General features: G+C 64.8%; 15 protein-coding genes. 12 read left to right on the top strand and 3 right to left on the bottom strand.

Annotated features, from left to right (window positions below):
- Nucleotides 1-11: 11 nt before the first annotated feature.
- Nucleotides 12-2,318: a cyanophycin metabolism-associated ABC transporter gene (locus PI87_RS26775; RefSeq protein ID WP_039600784.1), complete on the bottom strand. Its 2,307-nt coding sequence runs from the start codon at nt 2,316-2,318 to the stop codon at nt 12-14.
- Nucleotides 2,319-2,618: 300 nt separating this feature from the next.
- Here PI87_RS26775 and PI87_RS26770 point away from each other — a divergent pair, with 300 nt between their 5' ends.
- The 4 genes from PI87_RS26770 (at nt 2,619) to PI87_RS26755 (ending at nt 9,156) form a co-directional block, all read left to right on the top strand.
- A complete protein-coding gene (locus tag PI87_RS26770; RefSeq protein ID WP_039600783.1) occupies nt 2,619-5,291 on the top strand; it encodes a cyanophycin synthetase in 2,673 nt (890 codons plus the stop codon).
- A gap of 41 nt (nt 5,292-5,332) precedes the next feature.
- Complete coding sequence (gene cphA / locus PI87_RS26765; RefSeq protein WP_039600782.1) at nt 5,333-7,900, top strand: cyanophycin synthetase; 2,568 nt, start codon at nt 5,333-5,335, stop codon at nt 7,898-7,900.
- 168 nt (nt 7,901-8,068) lie between these two features.
- Complete coding sequence (locus PI87_RS26760; protein WP_039600781.1) at nt 8,069-8,674, top strand: flavin reductase family protein; 606 nt, start codon at nt 8,069-8,071, stop codon at nt 8,672-8,674.
- Nucleotides 8,647-9,156 carry a GNAT family N-acetyltransferase gene (locus PI87_RS26755; protein ID WP_039600780.1) on the top strand — a complete coding sequence of 170 codons (510 nt, stop codon included), beginning with the start codon at nt 8,647-8,649 and terminating at the stop codon, nt 9,154-9,156. Before PI87_RS26760 ends, PI87_RS26755 begins: the two co-directional genes overlap by 28 nt.
- A gap of 4 nt (nt 9,157-9,160) precedes the next feature.
- Here PI87_RS26755 and PI87_RS26750 read toward each other — a convergent pair whose 3' ends face one another.
- Nucleotides 9,161-9,550 (bottom strand): YybH family protein, encoded by a 390-nt coding sequence (locus tag PI87_RS26750; protein ID WP_039600779.1) that lies wholly within the window; start codon nt 9,548-9,550, stop codon nt 9,161-9,163.
- A 62-nt stretch (nt 9,551-9,612) separates the two neighbouring features.
- Between PI87_RS26750 and PI87_RS26745 the strand changes: the two genes are divergently transcribed.
- Entirely contained in the window at nt 9,613-10,005 is a 393-nt protein-coding gene (locus tag PI87_RS26745; RefSeq protein WP_084210113.1) for a winged helix-turn-helix transcriptional regulator, read from the top strand.
- A 1-nt stretch (nt 10,006) separates the two neighbouring features.
- On the opposite strand, the gene PI87_RS26740 is transcribed toward PI87_RS26745, so the two are convergent.
- Entirely contained in the window at nt 10,007-11,023 is a 1,017-nt protein-coding gene (locus PI87_RS26740; protein WP_039600778.1) for an AraC family transcriptional regulator, read from the bottom strand.
- A 198-nt stretch (nt 11,024-11,221) separates the two neighbouring features.
- On the opposite strand from PI87_RS26740, the gene PI87_RS26735 reads away from it, so the two are divergent.
- From PI87_RS26735 to PI87_RS26705, 7 genes are all read left to right on the top strand, one after another.
- Nucleotides 11,222-12,355, top strand: coding sequence for an acyl-CoA dehydrogenase (locus PI87_RS26735; RefSeq protein ID WP_039600777.1), 1,134 nt, complete (start codon nt 11,222-11,224; stop codon nt 12,353-12,355).
- A gap of 62 nt (nt 12,356-12,417) precedes the next feature.
- Nucleotides 12,418-14,112 carry an AMP-binding protein gene (locus tag PI87_RS26730; RefSeq protein WP_039600776.1) on the top strand — a complete coding sequence of 565 codons (1,695 nt, stop codon included), beginning with the start codon at nt 12,418-12,420 and terminating at the stop codon, nt 14,110-14,112.
- Between the two features lie 57 nt (nt 14,113-14,169).
- Complete coding sequence (locus tag PI87_RS26725; RefSeq protein WP_039600775.1) at nt 14,170-15,729, top strand: CoA-acylating methylmalonate-semialdehyde dehydrogenase; 1,560 nt, start codon at nt 14,170-14,172, stop codon at nt 15,727-15,729.
- 19 nt (nt 15,730-15,748) lie between these two features.
- Entirely contained in the window at nt 15,749-16,642 is an 894-nt protein-coding gene (mmsB, locus tag PI87_RS26720) for a 3-hydroxyisobutyrate dehydrogenase (protein WP_039600774.1), read from the top strand.
- Complete coding sequence (locus tag PI87_RS26715; RefSeq protein ID WP_039600773.1) at nt 16,642-17,445, top strand: enoyl-CoA hydratase; 804 nt, start codon at nt 16,642-16,644, stop codon at nt 17,443-17,445. The genes mmsB and PI87_RS26715 overlap by 1 nt, the downstream gene beginning before the upstream one ends.
- A complete protein-coding gene (locus PI87_RS26710) occupies nt 17,442-18,593 on the top strand; it encodes an enoyl-CoA hydratase/isomerase family protein (protein WP_039600772.1) in 1,152 nt (383 codons plus the stop codon). The genes PI87_RS26715 and PI87_RS26710 overlap by 4 nt, the downstream gene beginning before the upstream one ends.
- Before the next feature lie 403 nt (nt 18,594-18,996).
- Nucleotides 18,997-19,902, top strand: coding sequence for a hypothetical protein (locus PI87_RS26705; protein WP_039600771.1), 906 nt, complete (start codon nt 18,997-18,999; stop codon nt 19,900-19,902).
- Nucleotides 19,903-19,997: the final 95 nt, after the last annotated feature.

The raw sequence follows: 19,997 nt of genomic DNA, 5'->3' as shown, positions 1-19,997 counted from the left end.
GATTGCTGCGCTTATTGCGCGTACGCGGGTTCGGCAGCGTCTACACGCTCGCCGTCGCTCGTCATGTCGGTGTCGGCATCGACATTGCGGGCCTGCGCCTGATAGAGCCTGTAGTACGCCCCTTCGTGCGCGAGCAGCTCGTCGTGGTTGCCCACTTCGACGATCTGGCCGCGGTCCATGACGACCAGGCGATCCGCCTTGCGCAGCGTCGACAGGCGGTGCGCGATGGCGATGGTTGTCCGGCCTTGCACGAGGTTGTCGAGCGCCTTCTGGATTTCCTTTTCGGTGGTCGTATCCACCGACGATGTGGCCTCGTCCATGATCAGGATGCGCGGGTTGATGAGCAGCGCGCGCGCAATCGAAATGCGCTGGCGCTCACCGCCCGACAGCGCCTGGCCGCGTTCGCCCACCAGCGAGTCATAGCCGTGCGGCAGGCGCAGGATGAACTCGTGCGCGTGGGCGGCACGCGCGGCGGCAACGATTTCCTCGCGCGTGGCGTCGGGCTTGCCGTAGGCGATGTTGTCGGCAATCGTGCCGAAGAACAGGAACGGCTCCTGCAGCACCAGGCCGATGTTGCGGCGGAACTCCGAGATGGGCAGCGAGCGGATGTCGACGCCATCCACGCGGATCGCACCTTCCGACACATCGTAGAAGCGGCAGATCAGGTTCACGAGCGTGCTCTTGCCCGAGCCGCTATGCCCCACCAGGCCGATCATCTCGCCCGGCTGGATCGACAGGTTCAGGCCGCGGATCACTGCACGGTTGCCGTAACGGAAGCCCAGGTCGCGCAGTTCGATCGCACCCTCAACGTTGTCGATATGCACTGGCTTTTGCGGCTCCGGCACGCTGGACACGTGGTCGAGGATGTCGAAGATCCGCTTGGCGCCGGCCGCCGCCTTCTGCGTGACGGAAACGATGCGGCTCATCGAATCCAGGCGCGTGTAGAAGCGGCTGATATACGTCAGGAACGCCACCAGCACGCCCACGCTGATAGCGTTGTGGCTGATCTGCCAGATCCCAAAGATCCAGACCACCAGCAGGCCTACCTCGGTCAGGAACGTTACGGTGGGCGTGAACAGCGACCACACTGCGTTCACCCGGTCGTTGATGGCCAGGTTGTGCTTGTTGGCTTCGGAAAAGCGCGTCACTTCGCGCTTTTCCTGGGCGAATGCCTTGACCACGCGGATGCCCGGAATCGTATCGGCCAGCACGTTGGTGATTTCCGACCAGATCCGGTCGATCTTCTCGAAGCCGTGGCGCAGGCGGTCGCGCACCAGGTGGATCATCCACGCAATGAACGGCAGCGGCATCAGTGTCACGAGCGCCAGCCATGGGTCGATCGAGACCAGGATCACGGCCGTCATCGCGATCATCAGCACGTCGGTGGCGAAATCGAGCAGGTGCAGCGACAGGAACACGCTGATCCGGTCGCTCTCCGAGCCGATACGTGCCATCAGGTCGCCGGTGCGCTTGCCGCCGAAGTACTCCAGCGACAACTTGAGCAGGTGCTCGTAGGTGGTGGTGCGCAGATCGGCGCTGATGCGCTCGGACACGCGCGCCAGCAGATAGGTGCGCGCCCAGCCCAATGACCATGCCACCAGGGCGGCGCCAAAGAGGCCGGACAGGTAGAGCGTGACGAGGCCGTAGTCGATCGGGGTGCCGTTCTGGTACGGGATCAGCACCTTGTCCATCAACGGCATCGTCAGGTACGGCGGGATCAAGGTGGCGCCGGTGCCGAGCAGCAGCAGGGCGAAGCCTGCCAGCAACTGCCACCGATACGGCCGGGCGAAGCGCCACAGGCGCAGCAGCGCCCAGGTGGAGGGCGGTTGTTCCAGCTCGCGGCTGCACTGGGGGCAGGTGTCTTCACCGGGCGGCAGCGGCGCCTTGCAGGTCGGGCAGACGTCTGCATCAGCCGGGGTGGGCTCCGCGCCTGCGATCAATGCGTTGCGGCGCGCGTCGAACACGTCGGCCAGGCGCAAGGCGTCGGCGTTGTGGCCCAGCGTGTACCGCCAGCCTGCCAGGCGCTGCTGGCCGTCGGCCAGCTCCAGCGTACCCACGCCGGCGTGGTCGGTATGCGAAAGCTTCATGCCGGGCGCGATGTCCCAGCTTTGCAAGTCCTTTCCGCCCGGTGCCCGCCCGATCAGGCGGCGATTCGTAACAACCAGCCACCCGTGGGTAAAATGCAGCCTTGCGTCCAAATCGAGCTGAAGCCCAGCCAGGACGGTTTCCTCTGGAGCGAGGCTTGAGCCGAGCTCGACACTCCAGGGGTCCTGAGCGCGGGCAACGTTGGGGGCGGATGTTGGGGAGGACTGGGTCATGAGCGGCGCAAAGAATTCAAAAAGCGCGTCCAAATGGCCCAAAAAACGGCCCAAAACGGGTAAAGGACGAACATAAATCGGAGCAATGGTGCGGCCATCGTGTGCGTTGAGCACCCGGCGGCCCGCAAATTTTGCTCGCAAGTATACATAGCCGAGCGAGCCGGGCATTTGGTGCGCTGCACAACGCACTTCTGGCTCAAGAGGTCAACGCCGAAGCCGTTGTAACGTTATTGAAAGGTAACGGTTCGATTTCACGGCCGATTTCACGGGCATTCCGCCCCTGCTTTCCAAGCTAATTCGATGAAGAAGAAGGACATTGAGATTCTCGATGTCATGTCGCTGCGCGGCCCGAATATGTGGACATATCGGCCAGTGCTGGAGGCATGGGTCGACATTGGTGAATTGGAAGATTTTCCTTCCAACACGATTCCGGGGTTCTATGAGCGCCTGTCGACGTGGCTGCCAACGCTGATCGAGCACCGCTGCAGCCCCGGCGTGCGCGGCGGCTTCCTGATGCGCCTGAAGGAAGGCACCTGGCCTGGCCACATCCTGGAACACGTCACGCTTGAGCTGCAGAACCTGGCCGGCATGCCGGGCGGTTTCGGCAAGGCCCGCGAGACCCCGATCCGTGGCGTCTACAAGGTGATCGTGCGTGCCTGGCACGAAGACGTGACCCGTGCGGCACTGCTTGCTGCGCGTGACTTGGTCATGGCCGCCATTGAAGACCGCCCATTCGACGTGGACGCGGCCGTCGAAACGTTGCGTGATCTGGTGGACGACCACTGCCTTGGCCCCAGCACGGCTTGCATCGTGGATGCCGCTGATGACCGTGGGATCCCGTCCATTCGCCTGTCCGACGGCAACCTCGTGCAACTGGGCTACGGCGCACGCCAGCGCCGCATCTGGACGGCCGAGACGGACCGCACCAGCGCCATTGCCGAATCGATCTCGCGCGACAAGGACCTGACGAAAAGCTTACTGCAGTCGTGCGGCGTGCCCGTGCCGGAAGGCCGCATGGTCGACAGCGCCGAAGACGCCTGGGACGCCGCCGAAGACATCGGCGTGCCCGTCGTGGTCAAGCCGTACGACGGCAACCACGGCCGCGGTGTCTTCACGAATCTGATGACGCGCGAAGAGGTGGAAACCGCCTACGCCGTGGCCATCGAAGAAGGCAACGGCGTGATCGTCGAGCGCTTCGTCTCCGGCAACGAACACCGCCTGCTGGTGGTGGGCGGCCGCGTGGCGGCAGCGGCCATGGGTGAGACCGCATCGGTCGTGGGCGATGGCACCTCCACCATCGACGCGCTGATCGAATCGCAGATCAACGCCGACCCGCGCCGTGGCCCCACCGAAGAGCACCCGCTGAACCCCGTGCGCCTGGATTCTGCCGCGCGCCTGGAGCTCAAGCGCCAAGGCTATGCCGACGGCACCGCCGTGCCGCCCGCCGGCCGCACCGTGCTGATCCAGCGCAACGGCAACGTCGCCTTTGACGTGACTGACCGTGTGCACCCGAGCGTGGCAGCCCATGTGTCGCTGGCCGCGCGGGTAGTCGGGCTGGACATTGCCGGCGTGGATCTGGTGGCTGAAGATATTTCGCGCCCGCTGGATGAACAGCGCGGCGCCGTCGTCGAAGTCAACGCCGGGCCGGGTCTGCTGATGCATATCCGCCCTGCCGAGGGTGAACCGCGCCCGGTGGGCCGCGCGATTGTCGACCACCTGTTCTCCGACAAGGATGGCGTGCAGGACGACGGCCGCATCCCCATCGTCGGCATCACGGGGACCAACGGCAAGACCGTCGTGGCCAAGCTGGTGGCGCAGTTGCTGCAGCTTTCCGGCAAGCACACGGGTCTGGGTTGCAGCGACGGCCTGTACCTGGACCGCCGCCAGGTGGAGATGAGCAACAACCGCGGTACCCACGGCGATCGTGCTGCCTGGGACGCGTGCCACCGCATCCTGATGAACCGCGCGGTGGAAGCCGCCGTGTTCGAAAGCGACAGCGGCATGATCCTGTCGCAGGGTCTGCCGTACGACCGTTGCCAGGTCGGCGTGGTCACCAACTTCGGCCAGCCCGATCACCTGGGTGACTTCTACGTTGAAGACGACGACCGCATGTACAGCGTCCTGCGTACGCAGATCGACGTTGTGCTGAAAACCGGCGTGGGCGTGCTCAATGCCGCCGACGCGCGTCTGGTCGAAATGGCCGAGCTGTGCGATGGCGACGTGATTTTCTTCGCCCTCTCGGGTGACTTGCCTGCCATCGCCGCGCATCGCGCCGCAGGTAAGCGGGCCGTGTTCGTGCGCGACGGCAAGGTGGTGCTCGCCACCGGCCAGACCGAGGTGGCATTGGCCGAGGTGTCGGCCATTCCGCTGGCCTACGCAGGCCGGGTGCCGTTCCAGGTCGAGAACGTGCTGGCGGCCGTGGCCACCGGATGGGCGCTGGGCATCTCGAATGATCTGATTCGCGCCGGCATTGTCACGTTTGACGTGGGCCAGGTGGACGTGCCGGGCCGCTTCACGCTGTTCCAGCACAACGGCGCCACGATCGTGGTGGACGATGCGCACAATGCGTTGGCACTCGGGGCGTTGGCTGCTGCGCTGGACAACTTCCCGGCCGAACGCCGGACGCTCGTCTTCGGCGCCGGCCTGCAACGCCGTGATGAAGACCTGGTAGCGCAAGGCACCGTCATCGGCCGGACGTTCGACCGCGTGCTGCTGTGCGAAGACGCCAGCGTCAAGCGTGTGGATGCCCAGTTCGAATCACAGGCGCGTGCACTGCTCAAGCAAGGGCTGCAGGAAGGCGGCCGCGTGGCCGAGATCGTCGTCGACGGGGGCAAGCGTTGGGATGCCGTGGAAGCGGCACTCTCGCAGCTCAAGGCCGGTGACCTGCTTGTTCTGCAAAGCGACGAATGCGCGATCGAGGGCACTGTCGAGCAGGTCCATCAGTGGATGGGTCGCTTGGAACACCGGGCCTAAGGTCAAAACGAAAGCCCAAAGCACAACGGAAAGCTGATTGCATGGAAGTCTCTCGTATCCGGGCCTTGCGCGGCCCGAATCTCTGGTGTCGTCACACGGCCATCGAGGCCATCGTGGCCTGCTCGGATCAATCCCAACTGCTGGCCGAACTGCCGGGCTTTGAAGACCGCCTGCGTGCGCGCTTCCCGGCCATCGGCCCGATGCGCCCGGATGACGAGGCCAATGCGCCGTCGATCGCGCACGCGCTGGAGGCCGCCGCGCTGGGCCTGCAAGCCGCCGCTGGCTGCCCGGTCACGTTCAGCCATACCGAGCCGACGCTCGAGCCCGGCACGTACCAGGTGGTGGTCGAATACACCGAAGAGGAAGTGGGGCGGCTGGCATTCGAGCTGGCCGGCCAACTCTGCCTGGCCGCGCGTGACGACCAGCCGTTCGATCTGGACGACGCGCTGCACCGCCTGCGCGATCTGGACGAAGACGTGCGCCTGGGCCCGAGCACTGGTTCCATCGTCTACGCTGCGGTGGCGCGCGGCATTCCGTATCGCCGCCTGACGCAGGGCTCGATGGTGCAGTTTGGCTGGGGCAGCAAGCAGCGCCGCATCCAGGCCGCCGAAACCGACATGACCAGCGCAGTGGCCGAATCCATTGCGCAGGACAAGGACCTGACCAAGACCCTACTGCACGCAGCCGGTGTGCCGGTGCCGCTGGGCCGTTCGGTGCGCAGCGCCGAAGAGGCCTGGGAAGCTGCGCAGGAGATCAACGGTCCGGTCGTGGTCAAGCCGCGTGACGGCAACCAGGGCAAGGGCGTGGCGGTGCGCATCCGCACGCAGGAAGAGGTGAAGACGGCCTACGAAGTGGCGGCCGACATCTCGTCGGACGTGATCGTCGAGCGCTATATCCCCGGTCATGACTTCCGCCTGCTCGTGGTGGGCAAGCATCTGGTGGCGGCCGCGCGCCGTGATCCGCCGCAGGTCATCGGCGACGGCAAGCACACCGTGCGTGAGCTGGTCGACGAGGTGAACCGCGACCCGCGCCGTGGTGAAGGACATGCCACGTCGCTCACGAAGATCCGCTTTGACGACATCGCGCTGGCCACGCTCGCCAAGCAGGGCCTGAGCGCAGACGCTGTGCCGCCCAAGGGCACGCGCGTGGTGTTGCGCAACAACGCGAACCTCTCCACGGGTGGCAGCGCCACCGACGTGACCGACGACGTCCACCCGGCCATTGCGGCGCGTGCCGTGGCGGCCGCGCAGATGGTCGGGCTCGACATCTGCGGTGTGGATGCCGTTTGCGAAACGATGCTCAAGCCGTTCGAAGACCAGGCCGGCGGCATCGTAGAAGTCAACGCCGCGCCCGGCCTGCGCATGCACCTGCAGCCGTCGTACGGCAAAGGCCGCGCGGTGGGCGAGGCCATCGTCTCGACGATGTTTGCCGACGGCGATGACGGCCGTATTCCCGTGGTGGCGGTCTCCGGCACCAACGGCAAGACCACGACGGTGCGCCTGATCACGCATCTGCTGGCCTCCAGCGGCCTGCGCATGGGCATGACCGGCACCGACGGCGTGTACATCCAGGGCCAGCGTATCGACACCGGCGATTGCAGCGGCCCGCGCAGCGCGCGCAATGTGCTGCTGCACCCGGACGTGGACGCTGCCGTGTTCGAGACCGCGCGCGGCGGCCTGCTGCGCGAAGGCCTCGCTTTCGACCGCTGTGACGTGGCCGTGGTGACCAACGTGGGCGAAGGCGATCACCTCGGCCTGAACTACATCAGCACGGTGGAAGACCTGGCCGTACTCAAGAGCGTGATCGTGCAGAACGTGGCGCCGCACGGCATGGCTGTGCTGAACGCCGCCGACCCGATGGTCGCGCGCATGGCCGATGCCTGCCCGGGTTCGATCACGTTCTTTGCGCAGGACGTCGGCCTGCCGACCATGGCGCTGCATCGCGCCCAGGGCAAGCGTGTCGTGTTTGTCGAAGGTGCTGAGATCGTGGCGACCGAAGGCGCCAATGAAACGCGCATCGCGCTGGCCGACATTCCGCTCACCCGCAACGGCACGATCGGCTTCCAGGTCGAGAACGCGATGTCGTCGATTGCCGCTGCATGGGCGCTTGGCATTGACTGGGCGGTTATCCGCCGCGGGCTGGCCACGTTTGTGAATGACGCCGCCACGGCGCCGGGCCGCTTCAACCTGTTCGACTACAAGGGCGCGACGCTCATCGCCGATTACGGTCACAACCCGGATGCCATCCAGGCCCTGTGCAATGCCGTGGCAACGATGCCGGCCAAGTGCCGCTCGGTGGTGATCAGCGGCGCGGGCGACCGCCGTGACGAAGACATCCGCAAGCAGACGCAGATTCTTGGCGGCGTGTTTGATGATGTGCTGCTGTACGAAGATCAGTGCCAGCGTGGCCGGGAAGATGGCGAGGTCCTGGCGCTGCTGCGCGAGGGGCTGCAAGGTGCGCAACGCACCAGCCGCATCGACGAGATCCGCGGTGAGTTCCTGGCCATCGACACGGCGCTGGGCCGCCTGCAGCCTGGCGACCTCTGCCTGATCTTGATTGATCAGGTGGAGGAGGCGCTGGAGCATATTGCTAAGCGCGTTGCTGAGTAAATCAGAACCCCGGTTGTGTGATCGCCGGGGTTCTGTTTTTGGTGGTCCATCCCCGGCAGGGGATGAAACAGGGGCTAAACCAACAACAAAAAAACCAGAACACCACCACCAGCACACGCAGCACCATTGCCCTATGATGACGCCTCCCTAAAGCGGCCCCCAGTCATCATGTCCACCCCCATCACGCTGGCCCCGGTAGAGCTGGCGAAGTCCTACCGCCTCCTGAACCACGGCCCGACCACGCTGGTCAGCACCGCCCACAACGGCGTACGTAATGTCATGGCCGCCGCCTGGGCGATGCCGCTCGACTTTGATCCGCCCAAGGTGCTGGTCGTGGTCGACAGCCGCACACTCACGCGCGAGCTGATCGAAGCCTCCGGCGTGTTCGCACTCAACATCCCCACCCGCGCGATTGCCGAGACCACGCTGACCGTCGGTACGCTCTCCGGTCGCGATGGTGACAAGTTCGATGCCCTCGGCCTTGACACCATGCGCGCCCGCACCATCGACGTACCACTGGTGGCTGGCTGCGCAGCCTGGTTGGAGTGCCGCGTCATTCCCGAGCCGCACAACGAGAAGCGCTACGACCTCTTCATCGCCGAAGTCACGGCCGCCTGGGCGGACCCCACGCTGTTCAGCAACGGCCGCTGGCACTTCACCGATGCCGGCAGCAAGACCGTGCACTACCTCGCGGGCGGTGCTTTCTTTGCAACGGGCGAGGCGTTCAACGTCGAGGCCAAGCAGCCATGTGCACCATCGCCATCCGCCCGCTGATTGACGAGGATGCTGAGGCCTTCAAGGCGCTGCGTCTGAAGGCCATTCAGGATGCACCCACTGCCATCTGGCCGACGCACGATGAAGAATCGGGGCGCACGTTGGAGGAAACGCGCAACCGTATTTGCACGACCGATCACCAGGTTGTACTCGGTGCGTTTGCGGGGCCCGAGTTGATTGGCATTGCCGGTTTGCGTCGTGAGCCGCTCGCGCAGGTTGCGCACAAGGCGGTGTTGTGGGGGGTGTTTGTCGACCCGGCGCATCGGCGGGGCGGGATTGCGGGGCGTCTGCTGGATGCCGCGATTGCGCATGCGCGCACCGCACGCGTGCTGCAGATTCACCTGTGTGTGAATGCCGAAAACCCGCGTGCGCAACAGCTGTATCGCAACGCGGGTTTCGAAACCTTCGGCGTCGAGCGCCGCGCCATGCGTGTCGGTGATCGCTTCTACGACGAAGAACACATGGCGCTGCGGCTGGACTGACGCATCAGACTGGCGTGCCCGGCAGGCTGGCACCCACCGCATGGTCGATCAGGTAGCGCCAGGTGCCATCCGGCTGCCGGCGGCAGACCTCCGCGCTGCTGCCGGCGGCAATTCGATGGCCGGCATCGTCTTCGATATGCCAATCCGCCCGCAGCAGGGCGATGTCGCCGTTGGCCAGGCAGAACACGTTGCGTGACGTCATCGTGCCGCGCAGGTCCAACAGCGGCGTCAGCATGCGCGCAATGTCAGCCTTGCCGGTGATAATGCGCGACGCATCGTCCGTACACAGCAGGGCATCGTCTTCATACAAGGCGAGCAGGTTCTCGAGCTGACCACTGTTGAGTGCCTGGGCAAAGGCGCCGTTCATGGCAGCGGGGTGCATGACAGGTTGCATGCGTGTCCTCTGAAAGGGTTGCGATGCAAGAGAGTGAAACAGGCCCCCGCGACGCTATCCAAATGGAAATCCATACGCAGATTGATGTGCCGTCTCCGGTGCGCCCCGAGCGTTGCCCGGTGGAGGATTGGCTGGCCTTTCTCGGCCACCGCTGGAACGCCCTGGTGCTGTGGCACTTGCGGCAGCAACCGCTGCAGCACGGCGAACTGCTGGACCGGTTGCCGGGCGTGACGCCGAAGGTGCTGTCGGCGCGGCTCAAGGCACTGGGCGGGCGTGCGCTGATCGAGCGCGAGGTGTTTGCCGCGTTTCCGCCCACCGTGGTGTATCGGCTGAGCGCGCGCGGCCATCAGGTGGTGGCAATTCTGGATCAGCTCGAAGGCGTGGCGAAATTGGCCGCGCAGGAAGAAACGGAGACGAGCGGCGTGTTACGCCAGGCGCTGTTCCCCGCGGGCTAGCTCAGTCCGGCTGCGCCAGCCGATAGTCGGTTGGCCGCATGCCCGTCCATTTGCGGAAGGCGCGGTGAAAGGCGCTCGGTTCCGCAAAGCCGACGGTGACGGCAATGTCAGCAATGGTCCGGCGTGTGTCCTGCAACTGGCTGATGGCGATGTCGCGGCGCAGGTCATCCTTGATCGACTGATACGTGTGCCCTTCCAGCTTCAGGCGCCGGCGCATGGTGGCTTCAGCCACATTCAGCTTGAGCGCCATCGCGTCTGATGCGGGCCAGTTTGCCACCGGCAGGTTGCGCAGGGTCTTGCGCACGCGCGCCGCAAAGGAATCGGGGTTGCGGTATTTGACGATGAAGCTGCCCGGTGCGTCGCGCAGGAAGGTCTTGATGGAAGCGGCGGTCTGGATGACCGGCAGGTCCAGAAAGGCGGGCGAGAGATCGACGTAGGACGCGTCTTGCTTGAACGCCATGTCATCGCAAAACATCAGGCGGTATTCCTGCGCGTCTTGTGGTGCCGCACACCGGAAGCGTGCCGCGATGAGCGGAATGCGCCGCCCCACCAGCCAGCAGACCAGGCCATAGACCATGATGAACCATGTGGCATAGGTGAACATCGGCGGCACGCGCGTGCCTTTCCGATGCACGAACACCAAGCGCACGTGCTGCGCGTCCTCTTCAATCCGTACGGACAGATCGTCCAGCACCAGCCGCAGGAAGCCGGTCGCGCGTTGCAGCGCCTGCCGGCCGGTGCGCGCCGTGAGCGCCGCCTGCGTCATCGCCACGAAGCTGCCCCAGCGCATGGGGTGCGCATCCTGCCCGAAGAACTCGTCGTCCATCGCCTGCGCAATGCCGGCCCACAGCGCGCCGTACTGCGCTGACGACACACGGCTGCGCGGCTGCGCCAGCATCTGCGGCGTGATGCCTGCCGTCGCCATGATGGTCTGTACGTCAACGCCGTGCGCGCGTGCGCGGGTCACGGCCTCGTTGACGAGGCTGACGGAGACGGTGCCTTTTTCGTTGTTCTTCATCGTCGTTGCAAGAGGTCGCCAGGGCCACCATGGCAAATCCGCTCACGCAAGTTGAGCGTGACGGGCATCGAAGCCGTACCGGTGCGTGCCTACACTTTTTCCCCATCGAATGAGCGCGTGAACGGCCCAACCATGGGTTGCACAGTGTAAGGCGCCCGCACATGCACCGTCACGCGATCGGCAAGCAGAGAGCAAGCGATGGACGATTTCTATACCGAAGAGCAGCGGATGATCCACGACGCTGCGCGCGACTTTGCCACGGAGCGCCTTGCGCCCAACGCGGCCCAATGGGACCGCGATGGTGCACTGCCAGATGACGTGGTCCGCCAGATGGGCGAACTGGGGCTGCTGGGCATGATCGTGCCGGCGGAGTGGGGCGGCTCCTATACCGATTACGTGGCCTATGCGCTCGCGCTGGAAGAGGTGGCCGCCGGCTGCGCCGCCTGCGCGACGATGATGAGCGTGCACAACTCGGTGGGCTGCGGCCCCATCCTCAAGTTCGGCACGGAGGCGCAGAAGGCGCGTTATCTGCCGGATCTGGCCACGGGCCGCGCGATTGGCGCGTTCTGCCTGACCGAGCCGCACGCCGGCTCCGAGGCCAACAACCTGCGCACACGTGCTGTGCTGCGCGACGGTAAGTGGGTGCTCAACGGCAACAAGCAATTCGTCACCAACGGTGCGCGGGCGGACATTGCCATCGTGTTTGCCTTGACGGACCCCGAGGCCGGCAAGCGCGGCATCTCCGCCTTTATCGTGCCGACGGACACGCCGGGCTTTCATGTCGGGCGGCCGGAACACAAGCTCGGCATTCGCGCATCGGACACCTGCCCGATCACGCTGGAAGACTGCGCCGTGCCCGGAGAAAACCTGCTGGGCGAGCGCGGCGAGGGCTTGAAGATCGCACTGTCCAATCTTGAAGGCGGGCGCATCGGCATTGCGGCGCAGGCGGTGGGCATTGCACGTGCTGCCTTCGACGCGGCGCGCAACTATGCGAACGAGCGCATCCAGTTCGGCAAGGCGCTGCGTGAACACCAGACAATTGCCAACATGCTGGCCGACATGGCCACGCGTCTTAACGCAGCCCGGCTGCTTGTCCATCATGCGGCGCGCCTGCGCAGTGCAGACAAGCCTTGCCTCTCTGAAGCGTCGCAGGCCAAGCTCTATGCGTCGGAACTGGCCGAGGAGATCTGCTCCAACGCCATCCAGATCCACGGCGGCTACGGCTACCTGGCCGACTACGCCGTCGAGCGCCACTACCGCGACGCACGCATCACCCAGATCTACGAAGGCACCAGCGAAGTCCAGCGGATGGTGATTGCGCGGCACGTGTAGTACGCCCTGCACAGCATCGACCGAACACGAAAGAGCGCACACGCGCCGACCAGGAGACGACGATGAACGAAGTGGTATCTGCAGCACAGGGTTTTGTGGAGGCGCGTGATTTCTTGCTGCGCCATCGCACCGACTACGACCGCGCGTACCGCGAGTTCACCTGGCCGAAGCTGGATGCGTTCAACTGGGCGCTCGACTACTTCGATGTGATGGCGCGCGGCAACGACAACCCGGCGCTGTGGATCGTTGATGACCCGCAGAGCGAAGGGTTGAAGCTCTCGTTCGCGCAGATGTCCGAGCGCTCGTCGCGCATGGCGAATTTCCTGCGCGGCCTGGGCATCGTGCGTGGCGACCGCCTGCTGCTGATGCTGCCCAACCGCGTCGAACTGTGGGACGTGATGCTGGCGGCGATGAAGCTGGGCGCGGTCGTGCTGCCCGCCACCACGCAGCTCTCGCCCGATGACGTACGCGACCGCGTGGAATTGGGCGGCGCGAACTGCGTGGTCGTTGATGCGGCGGAGCTGCACAAGTTCGATGCGGTGGATGCCGGTGTCAAGCGCATCGCCGTGGGCGCGCAGCGTGATGGTTGGATCGATCTGGCCGGCGCCTGCAGCGCATCTGCCGAGTTCATCCCCGATGGCGTGACCAAAGCGACCGATCCGCTGCTGCTGTACTTCACCTCGGGCACCACGTCCAAGCCCAAGCTGGTGGAGCACACGCACCAGAGCTACCCGGTCGGCCACCTGTCGACCATGTACTGGATCGGCCTGCAGCCGGGCGACATGCACTGGAACATCAGTTCGCCGGGTTGGGCCAAGCACGCCTGGAGCTGCTTCTTTGCGCCGTGGAATGCGCAGGCCTGCGTGTTCGTCTACAACTACGCGCGCTTTGTGCCCAAAGACACGCTGGACGTGCTGGTGCGCTTCAATGTCACCACGCTGTGCGCGCCGCCCACCGTGTGGCGCATGCTGGTGCAGGAGCCGCTGGCGTCGTACGCCGTCAAGCTGCGCGAGATCGTGGGTGCGGGCGAGCCGTTGAACCCCGAGATCATCGAGCGGGTACGCACTGCGTGGGGCGTGACCATCCGCGATGGCTTCGGCCAGACCGAGACCACCTGCCAGATCGGCAACACGCCGGGCCAGCCGGTGGTGCCGGGCTCGGTGGGCCGCCCGCTGCCGGGCTACCGTGTGGAACTGGTCGACCATGACGACCAACCCGCCAGCGAAGGCGAGATCGTGCTGCCGCTCACGCATCGCCCGCTGGGCTTGATGCAGGGCTACGCCAATAACGCCAAAGCCACCGCCGAGGCCATGCGCAACGGTTACTACCACACGTCCGACGTGGCCATGCGGCGTGATGACGGCTACTTCGTCTACGTGGGCCGTACGGATGACGTGTTCAAGTCGTCCGACTATCGCCTGAGCCCCTTCGAGCTGGAGAGCGTGCTGATCGAGCACGAGGCCATTGCTGAAGCCGCCGTGGTGCCGAGTTCCGACCCGCTGCGCCTGTCGGTGCCCAAGGCTTTTGTGACGGTGCGCCAGGGCTACGAGGCCGGGCCCGAACTGGCGCGCGCCGTGTTCCTCTTCTCGCGTGAAAAACTCGCCCCCTACAAGCGCATCCGCCGCCTGCAGTTCAGCGAGCTGCCCAAAACCATCTCCGGAAAGATCCGCCGCGTCGAGCTGCGCCGTCTTGAACTGGAGCGCACCCCCCAGCCCGATCGCCTGCCCGGCGAGTACTGGGAAGAAGACTTCGCCTGATCCCGGATTCCACCGATCCCCACTGAACCCCGCCATCGATTTGCCTAGGAGACCCACATGAGCGCCGTCGCCTCTCTCGCTTCCGCCAAACCTGCCGCAAAACCAGCCGCCACCGAGGACACCCCACCCACCGTCAAGCTGCTGATTGGCGGCGAGTTTGTCGAATCCAAGTCGAAGTGCTGGCGCGACATCGTGAACCCGGCCACGCAAGAAGTGCTGGCGCGCGTGCCGTTTGCCACGGCAGATGAGGTGGATGCGGCAATCCAGTCTGCGCACGCTGCGTTCACCACCTGGAAGAACACGCCGGTGGGTGCCCGCATGCGCATCATGCTCAAGTTCCAGGCACTGATTCGTGAGCACTCGCCGCGCATCGCCCGTACGCTCACGGCCGAGCAAGGCAAGACGCTGCCCGATGCCGAAGGCGACATCTTCCGCGGGCTGGAGGTGGTGGAGCATGCGTGCTCGATCGGCTCGCTGCAGCAGGGCGAGTTTCTGGAGAACGTGGCCGGCGCGGTGGACACCTACACGCTGCGTCAGCCGATTGGCGTGTGTGCGGGCATCACGCCGTTCAACTTCCCGGCCATGATCCCGCTGTGGATGTTCCCGATGGCCATCGTGTGCGGCAACACGTTCGTGCTGAAGCCCTCGGAGCAGGACCCACTGTCGACCATGCTGCTGGTGGAACTGGCGCTGGAAGCCGGTGTGCCGGCCGGTGTGCTGAACGTCGTGCACGGTGGCAAGGATGTTGTCGATGCGCTCTGCACGCATGAACACGTGAAGGCGATCTCGTTTGTTGGCTCCACGGCGGTGGGCACGCATGTGTACCGCCTGGGCAGCGAGCACGGCAAGCGCGTGCAATCGATGATGGGCGCCAAGAACCACGCCGTGGTGCTGCCGGATGCCAACCGCGAGCAGACGCTCAACGCACTGGCCGGAGCCGGCTTCGGTGCGGCTGGGCAGCGCTGCATGGCGACTTCGGTGGTGGTGCTGGTGGGCGCCGCCCAGCAATGGGTGCCGGAGCTAATCGCCAAGGCGAAAACGCTCAAGGTGAACGCAGGTGTGGAGCCGGGCACAGATGTCGGCCCCGTAGTCTCCCGTGCAGCCAAGCAACGCATTCTCGGCCTGATCGAATCGGGCGTACAGCAGGGCGCCACGCTGGCACTGGACGGTCGCGATGTGAAGGTACCCGGTTACGAAGACGGCAACTTCGTCGGCCCGACCATCTTCACGGATGTAACGACCGACATGGACATCTACACCAACGAGATCTTCGGCCCGGTGTTGCTGGTGGTGACGGTGCCGACGCTGGACGACGCCATTGCGCTGGTCAACGCCAACCCGTTCGGCAACGGCGTGGGCCTGTTCACGCAGAGCGGCGCGTCGGCGCGCAAGTTCCAGAGCGAGATCGACGTCGGTCAGGTCGGCATCAACATCCCGATTCCGGTGCCGGTGCCGTACTTCAGCTTTACCGGCTCGCGCGGCTCCAAGCTGGGTGACCTCGGTCCGTACGGTAAGCAGGTCGTGCAGTTCTACACGCAGACGAAGACCGTCACCGCGCGCTGGTTTGACGATGCGGTGGATGCCGGCGGCGTGAACACTACCATCAGCCTGCGCTGAGCGGCCAAGGAGCGTTGTCATGAAAATCGCATTCATTGGCCTGGGCAACATGGGCGCCCCGATGGCGCGCAACCTGCTCAAGGCAGGCCACGCGCTCAACGTGTTCGACTTGAACACGCAGGCAGTGGGGGCGCTGGTGGAGGCCGGTGCCGTGGCCGCCGCTTCGCCCAAGGAAGCCGTGTCCGGCGTTGAGACCGTCATCACCATGCTGCCCGCCGCCGCGCACGTGCGCCATGTGCTGACGGCCGCAGATGGTGTGTTGGCGGGCATCGGCAAGGGCGTGCCCATCATCGATTCGAGCACCATCGATCCGGCCAGCGCCAAGGCGTTTGCAGCACTGGCGGCTGAGCACGGCAACACCTTCATCGATGCACCGGTTTCGGGTGGTACGGGCGGTGCAGCAGCGGGCACGCTCACCTTCATGGTGGGCGGCAGCGCAGCGGCATTCGAACAGGTCCGCACGGTGCTGTCCGCCATGGGCAAGAACCTCGTGCATTGCGGCGATACCGGCGCAGGCCAGGGTGCGAAGATCTGCAACAATCTCGTGCTCGGCATCACCATGGCGGGCGTGGCGGAGGCCATGTCGCTGGGTGAGGCGCTGGGCATCGACCCGAAGGTGCTGGGCGGCATCATCAACACGTCCACCGGGCGCTGCTGGAGTTCGGACACGTACAACCCGTTCCCCGGCGTGATCGAAACCGCGCCATCGTCGCGCGGCTACACCGGCGGCTTTGGCACGGACCTGATGCTCAAGGACCTGGGCCTCGCAGGGGACGCCGCCAAGTCCGTCCGCCAGCCGGTCTATCTCGGTGCACTCGCGCAACAGCTCTATCAGACCGTGAGCAGCAAGGGCGATGGCAAGCTCGACTTCTCGGCCGTCATCAAGCTCTATCGCAAGGAAGGAGCCGAGTGATGATCGAACTCGACTTTCTCCACGACAACAGCATCGCGCTGCTGACGCTCAAGCGTCCGCCGGCCAACGCCTTCACACCGGAAGGCCTGCTGCAGTTGCAATCCACCGTCGAACAACTGAACGCCGATGCCCGCGTGCGCGCCATCGTCATCACTGGCGATGGCCCGAAGTTCTTCAGCGCGGGGGCCGACCTCAACACCTTTGCCGACGGTGATCGCGATGTGGCCCGCGAAGCCGCAGCACGCTTCGGCGCGGCATTTGAAGCATTGCAGAATGCGCGCCCCGTGGTGATTGCCGCCATCAACGGCTTTGCGATGGGTGGCGGACTGGAGTGCGCGCTGGCATGCGACATCCGCATTGCCGAGGCGCACGCCAAGCTGGCTGTGCCTGAAACTGCCGTCGGCCTGCTGTGCTGCGGTTGCGGCACGCAGACGCTGCCGTGGCTGGTGGGCGAAGGCTGGGCCAAGCGCATGATCCTGACCGGCGAGCGCGTCGACGCGCAGACTGCCCTACGCATCGGCCTCGTGGAGGAGGTGGTTGAAACCGGCGCCGCACGCGAAGCGGCCATCGCCATGGCACTGCGGGTGACGACACTCAGCCCGCAGGCTGTCACCTTCAGCAAGCAACTGATTCACCAGGCCCGCAACGGCGTGCCGCGCGGCGCGGCGCTGGCCGTGGAGCGCGAGCGCTTTGTCGATCTATTCGATCACCCCGACCAGCGCGAAGGCGTGAACGCCTTCCTGGAGAAGCGTGCGCCGCGTTGGCAGGCGCACGCCCCACATGAATCGGAGACGCTGCAATGAGCGCAGTCCAGATGCAGGCGACGCCGTTTGAGGCCGCCGCAGAGCCCGACGTGCTGATGCGCGTGGTGAACCGCGTGGCCATCATCACACTGAACCGGCCGTCTGCGTTGAACGCGTTGTCGCACGGCATGGTTCAGCAGTTGGCGGTGTTGCTGGAGCAGTGCCGTCATGACGACGGCATCGTCGCGCTGGTGCTGCGTGGCGCAGGCCAGAAGGGCTTCTGCGCGGGCGGTGACGTTCGCTCGCTCTACCAGCTTGCCAAGCAGAACCGCAAGGACGGCGACGACGGCTGGCTGCAATTCTTCATCGACGAATACCGGCTCGACTACGCGCTGCACCAGTTCCCCAAGCCCATCGTTGCGTTGATGGACGGCATCACCATGGGTGGCGGCATGGGCCTCGGGCAGGCCGCACGCCTGCGCGTGGTGACCGAGCGCACGAAGATGGCCATGCCCGAGACGCGTATCGGCTTCCTGCCCGACGTAGGGGCGACGCACTTCCTGAGTGTGATGTCGGCCGAACTGGAGCTGTATGTCGGGCTGACGGGCGTGACGCTTTCCGGTGCCGATGCGCTGCACTGCCATCTGGCAGACCTGTGTGTGCCGGCGGAATGGCTGGCCTCGTTCGAAGACCGCTTGCAGCGCATGCCGCACGACGGCGATCTGATGCAAGCCCTGCGCCGCGTGTTCGAGCCGCCGTGCAACATCGTCCCGCATGCCGCGCTGGCGACGGCCATGCCGTGGGTGCTGCGCTACTTTGATCGACGCTCGTCGGTTGACCGCATTGTCGCCACGGTGCGCGAGAGCCTGGAGCGTGAGCCGGCCCGCGAACCGCGCCAATGGCTGCAGGCCACGCTCGACGCGATGACCACGCATTCGCCGACGATGCTGTACGTCACGCGTGAGGCACTGCTGCGCGGCCGGCAACTGTCGCTGGCCGAGTGCTTCCAGATGGAGCTGGGCATCGTCGCGCGTGGGATTGAAGACGGCGACTTCTGCGAAGGCGTGCGTGCGTATTTGGTCGACAAGGACCACCGCCCGGGGTGGGCGCCGTCCACGCTGGCGGCCGTGCGGCCGGAGCGGGTGCAGCACTTCCTGTCGTCGCCGTGGCGGGCGACTGCGCATCCGCTGGCGGGGCTTGGAATTTAGCGGGGGAGGGAGCTCCCCTCACGGGCCTATCGTACGCAGCGGGTTTCGCTGCGTTTTTTTTGTCGGCGTGAGGTAAGCGCCGCCCTCGTTCTTCCGGATAGGCAGCGGCTGCTGCAGAAATCAAGCCCCTGTGCCCACGACTGCAGACAATCCGTCGTGAAAACGTCAATGGCACCGTTGCCAGCACTCGGCGCGGATGACGCAACATGCACTGCCAAGGCGGCTGTCAGGCGCAAATTCAGCGTCGCTAACATCAGATCTTAAGAAAAATCATGCCAATTTCACACTGAAGAGGGGTTTTCCGCATGATGGCCGCTCCCTACCATGCGGCCCGGGTCAGACGAGGGCGCCGGTTTAACAAAGCGAAGCGCTCCGTCCATCGGGATCAGGGAGAAAGTCTGTTATGCGCCAGCCATACCGGCCGGACGCACGTGCCGTATCGGCGCAACTGTGCGTTGTTGAACAACAAGAAGAGAACCGTACTGAAGCTCCCAGCCGCCACGAGCGCGCGCGGCGCTCGGTACTGGCTCGGTCATTGGCTGCACTGGTGGCAGTGGTCTGTTGGTGCGGGCCGGTTTCCACTAAGGCCAACGCACAGCAAGACAGGCTCAGTAGAACTGCAGCGGTTGCCTGGACGGTTCTTCACGGTGTTGCCAAGGAATGCCCCGCGTTTCCGGATGAACAGGCACGACTGAACAAGCTAGATTGGTCTGGGCGATCGATCAGCGGTGGCTCAGCGAAACAGTTCGCGAATGCTTTAGAACGTGACCCCAAACAGAAGGCCCGGACGGACGCCGATGTCCAACAGATCATCAATACAGCCGGCGGTTGCGACTCAGATGCCCTGCGCGAATGGCAAGCAGAGGCTCGCAAATTGATCGATACCTACACGCAATCGCTAGCTGCACCCGAAGAGTCGATAGTCGTGAACTGGCCGAAGCCAGCCCTGTTGGAGCCGATTCATGTGTCGGTTGAGAAGGGCGGGCAAGATGTTCAAGGGAGGGAGTATTTGAAGCTGTCGCTGCACAACCCATCGAAGGCCTCGATTGGTGTTGCCTTAGCAGGCAAGGAGTTGCGCGCGGGTTTGTGCTCCGACCTGACATCGAAAGAGTTGCCGATCACGCAGCAGTCATACCGAACATCGAAGCTCGCGCAGATTGCTCCCGGTGAAACTTTGCAGGCCAACTTGGTATTGAGTGCTGATTGTTTTGAAGAGATGGATGAGTCCGCTCTGATGGGCACCCTGATTCTGGAAACACCTGCGGGAACCGAGTACCGCGCAATTGCCGTGCTGGGTATTAGGAACTGACTACAACACACGGAACACCGTAGTAGACAGACGGCAGCCTGCAGATAAGGACAAGGCCTACCACGTATTCGAGGCATCCAGAATTCTGAGCATTC

It is taken from the genome of Ralstonia sp. A12, assembly GCF_000801955.1.
GTDB lineage: Bacteria > Pseudomonadota > Gammaproteobacteria > Burkholderiales > Burkholderiaceae > Ralstonia.
Note: the sequence above shows the minus strand (reverse complement) of the source record. Positions and strands in the feature narration are given on the sequence as shown.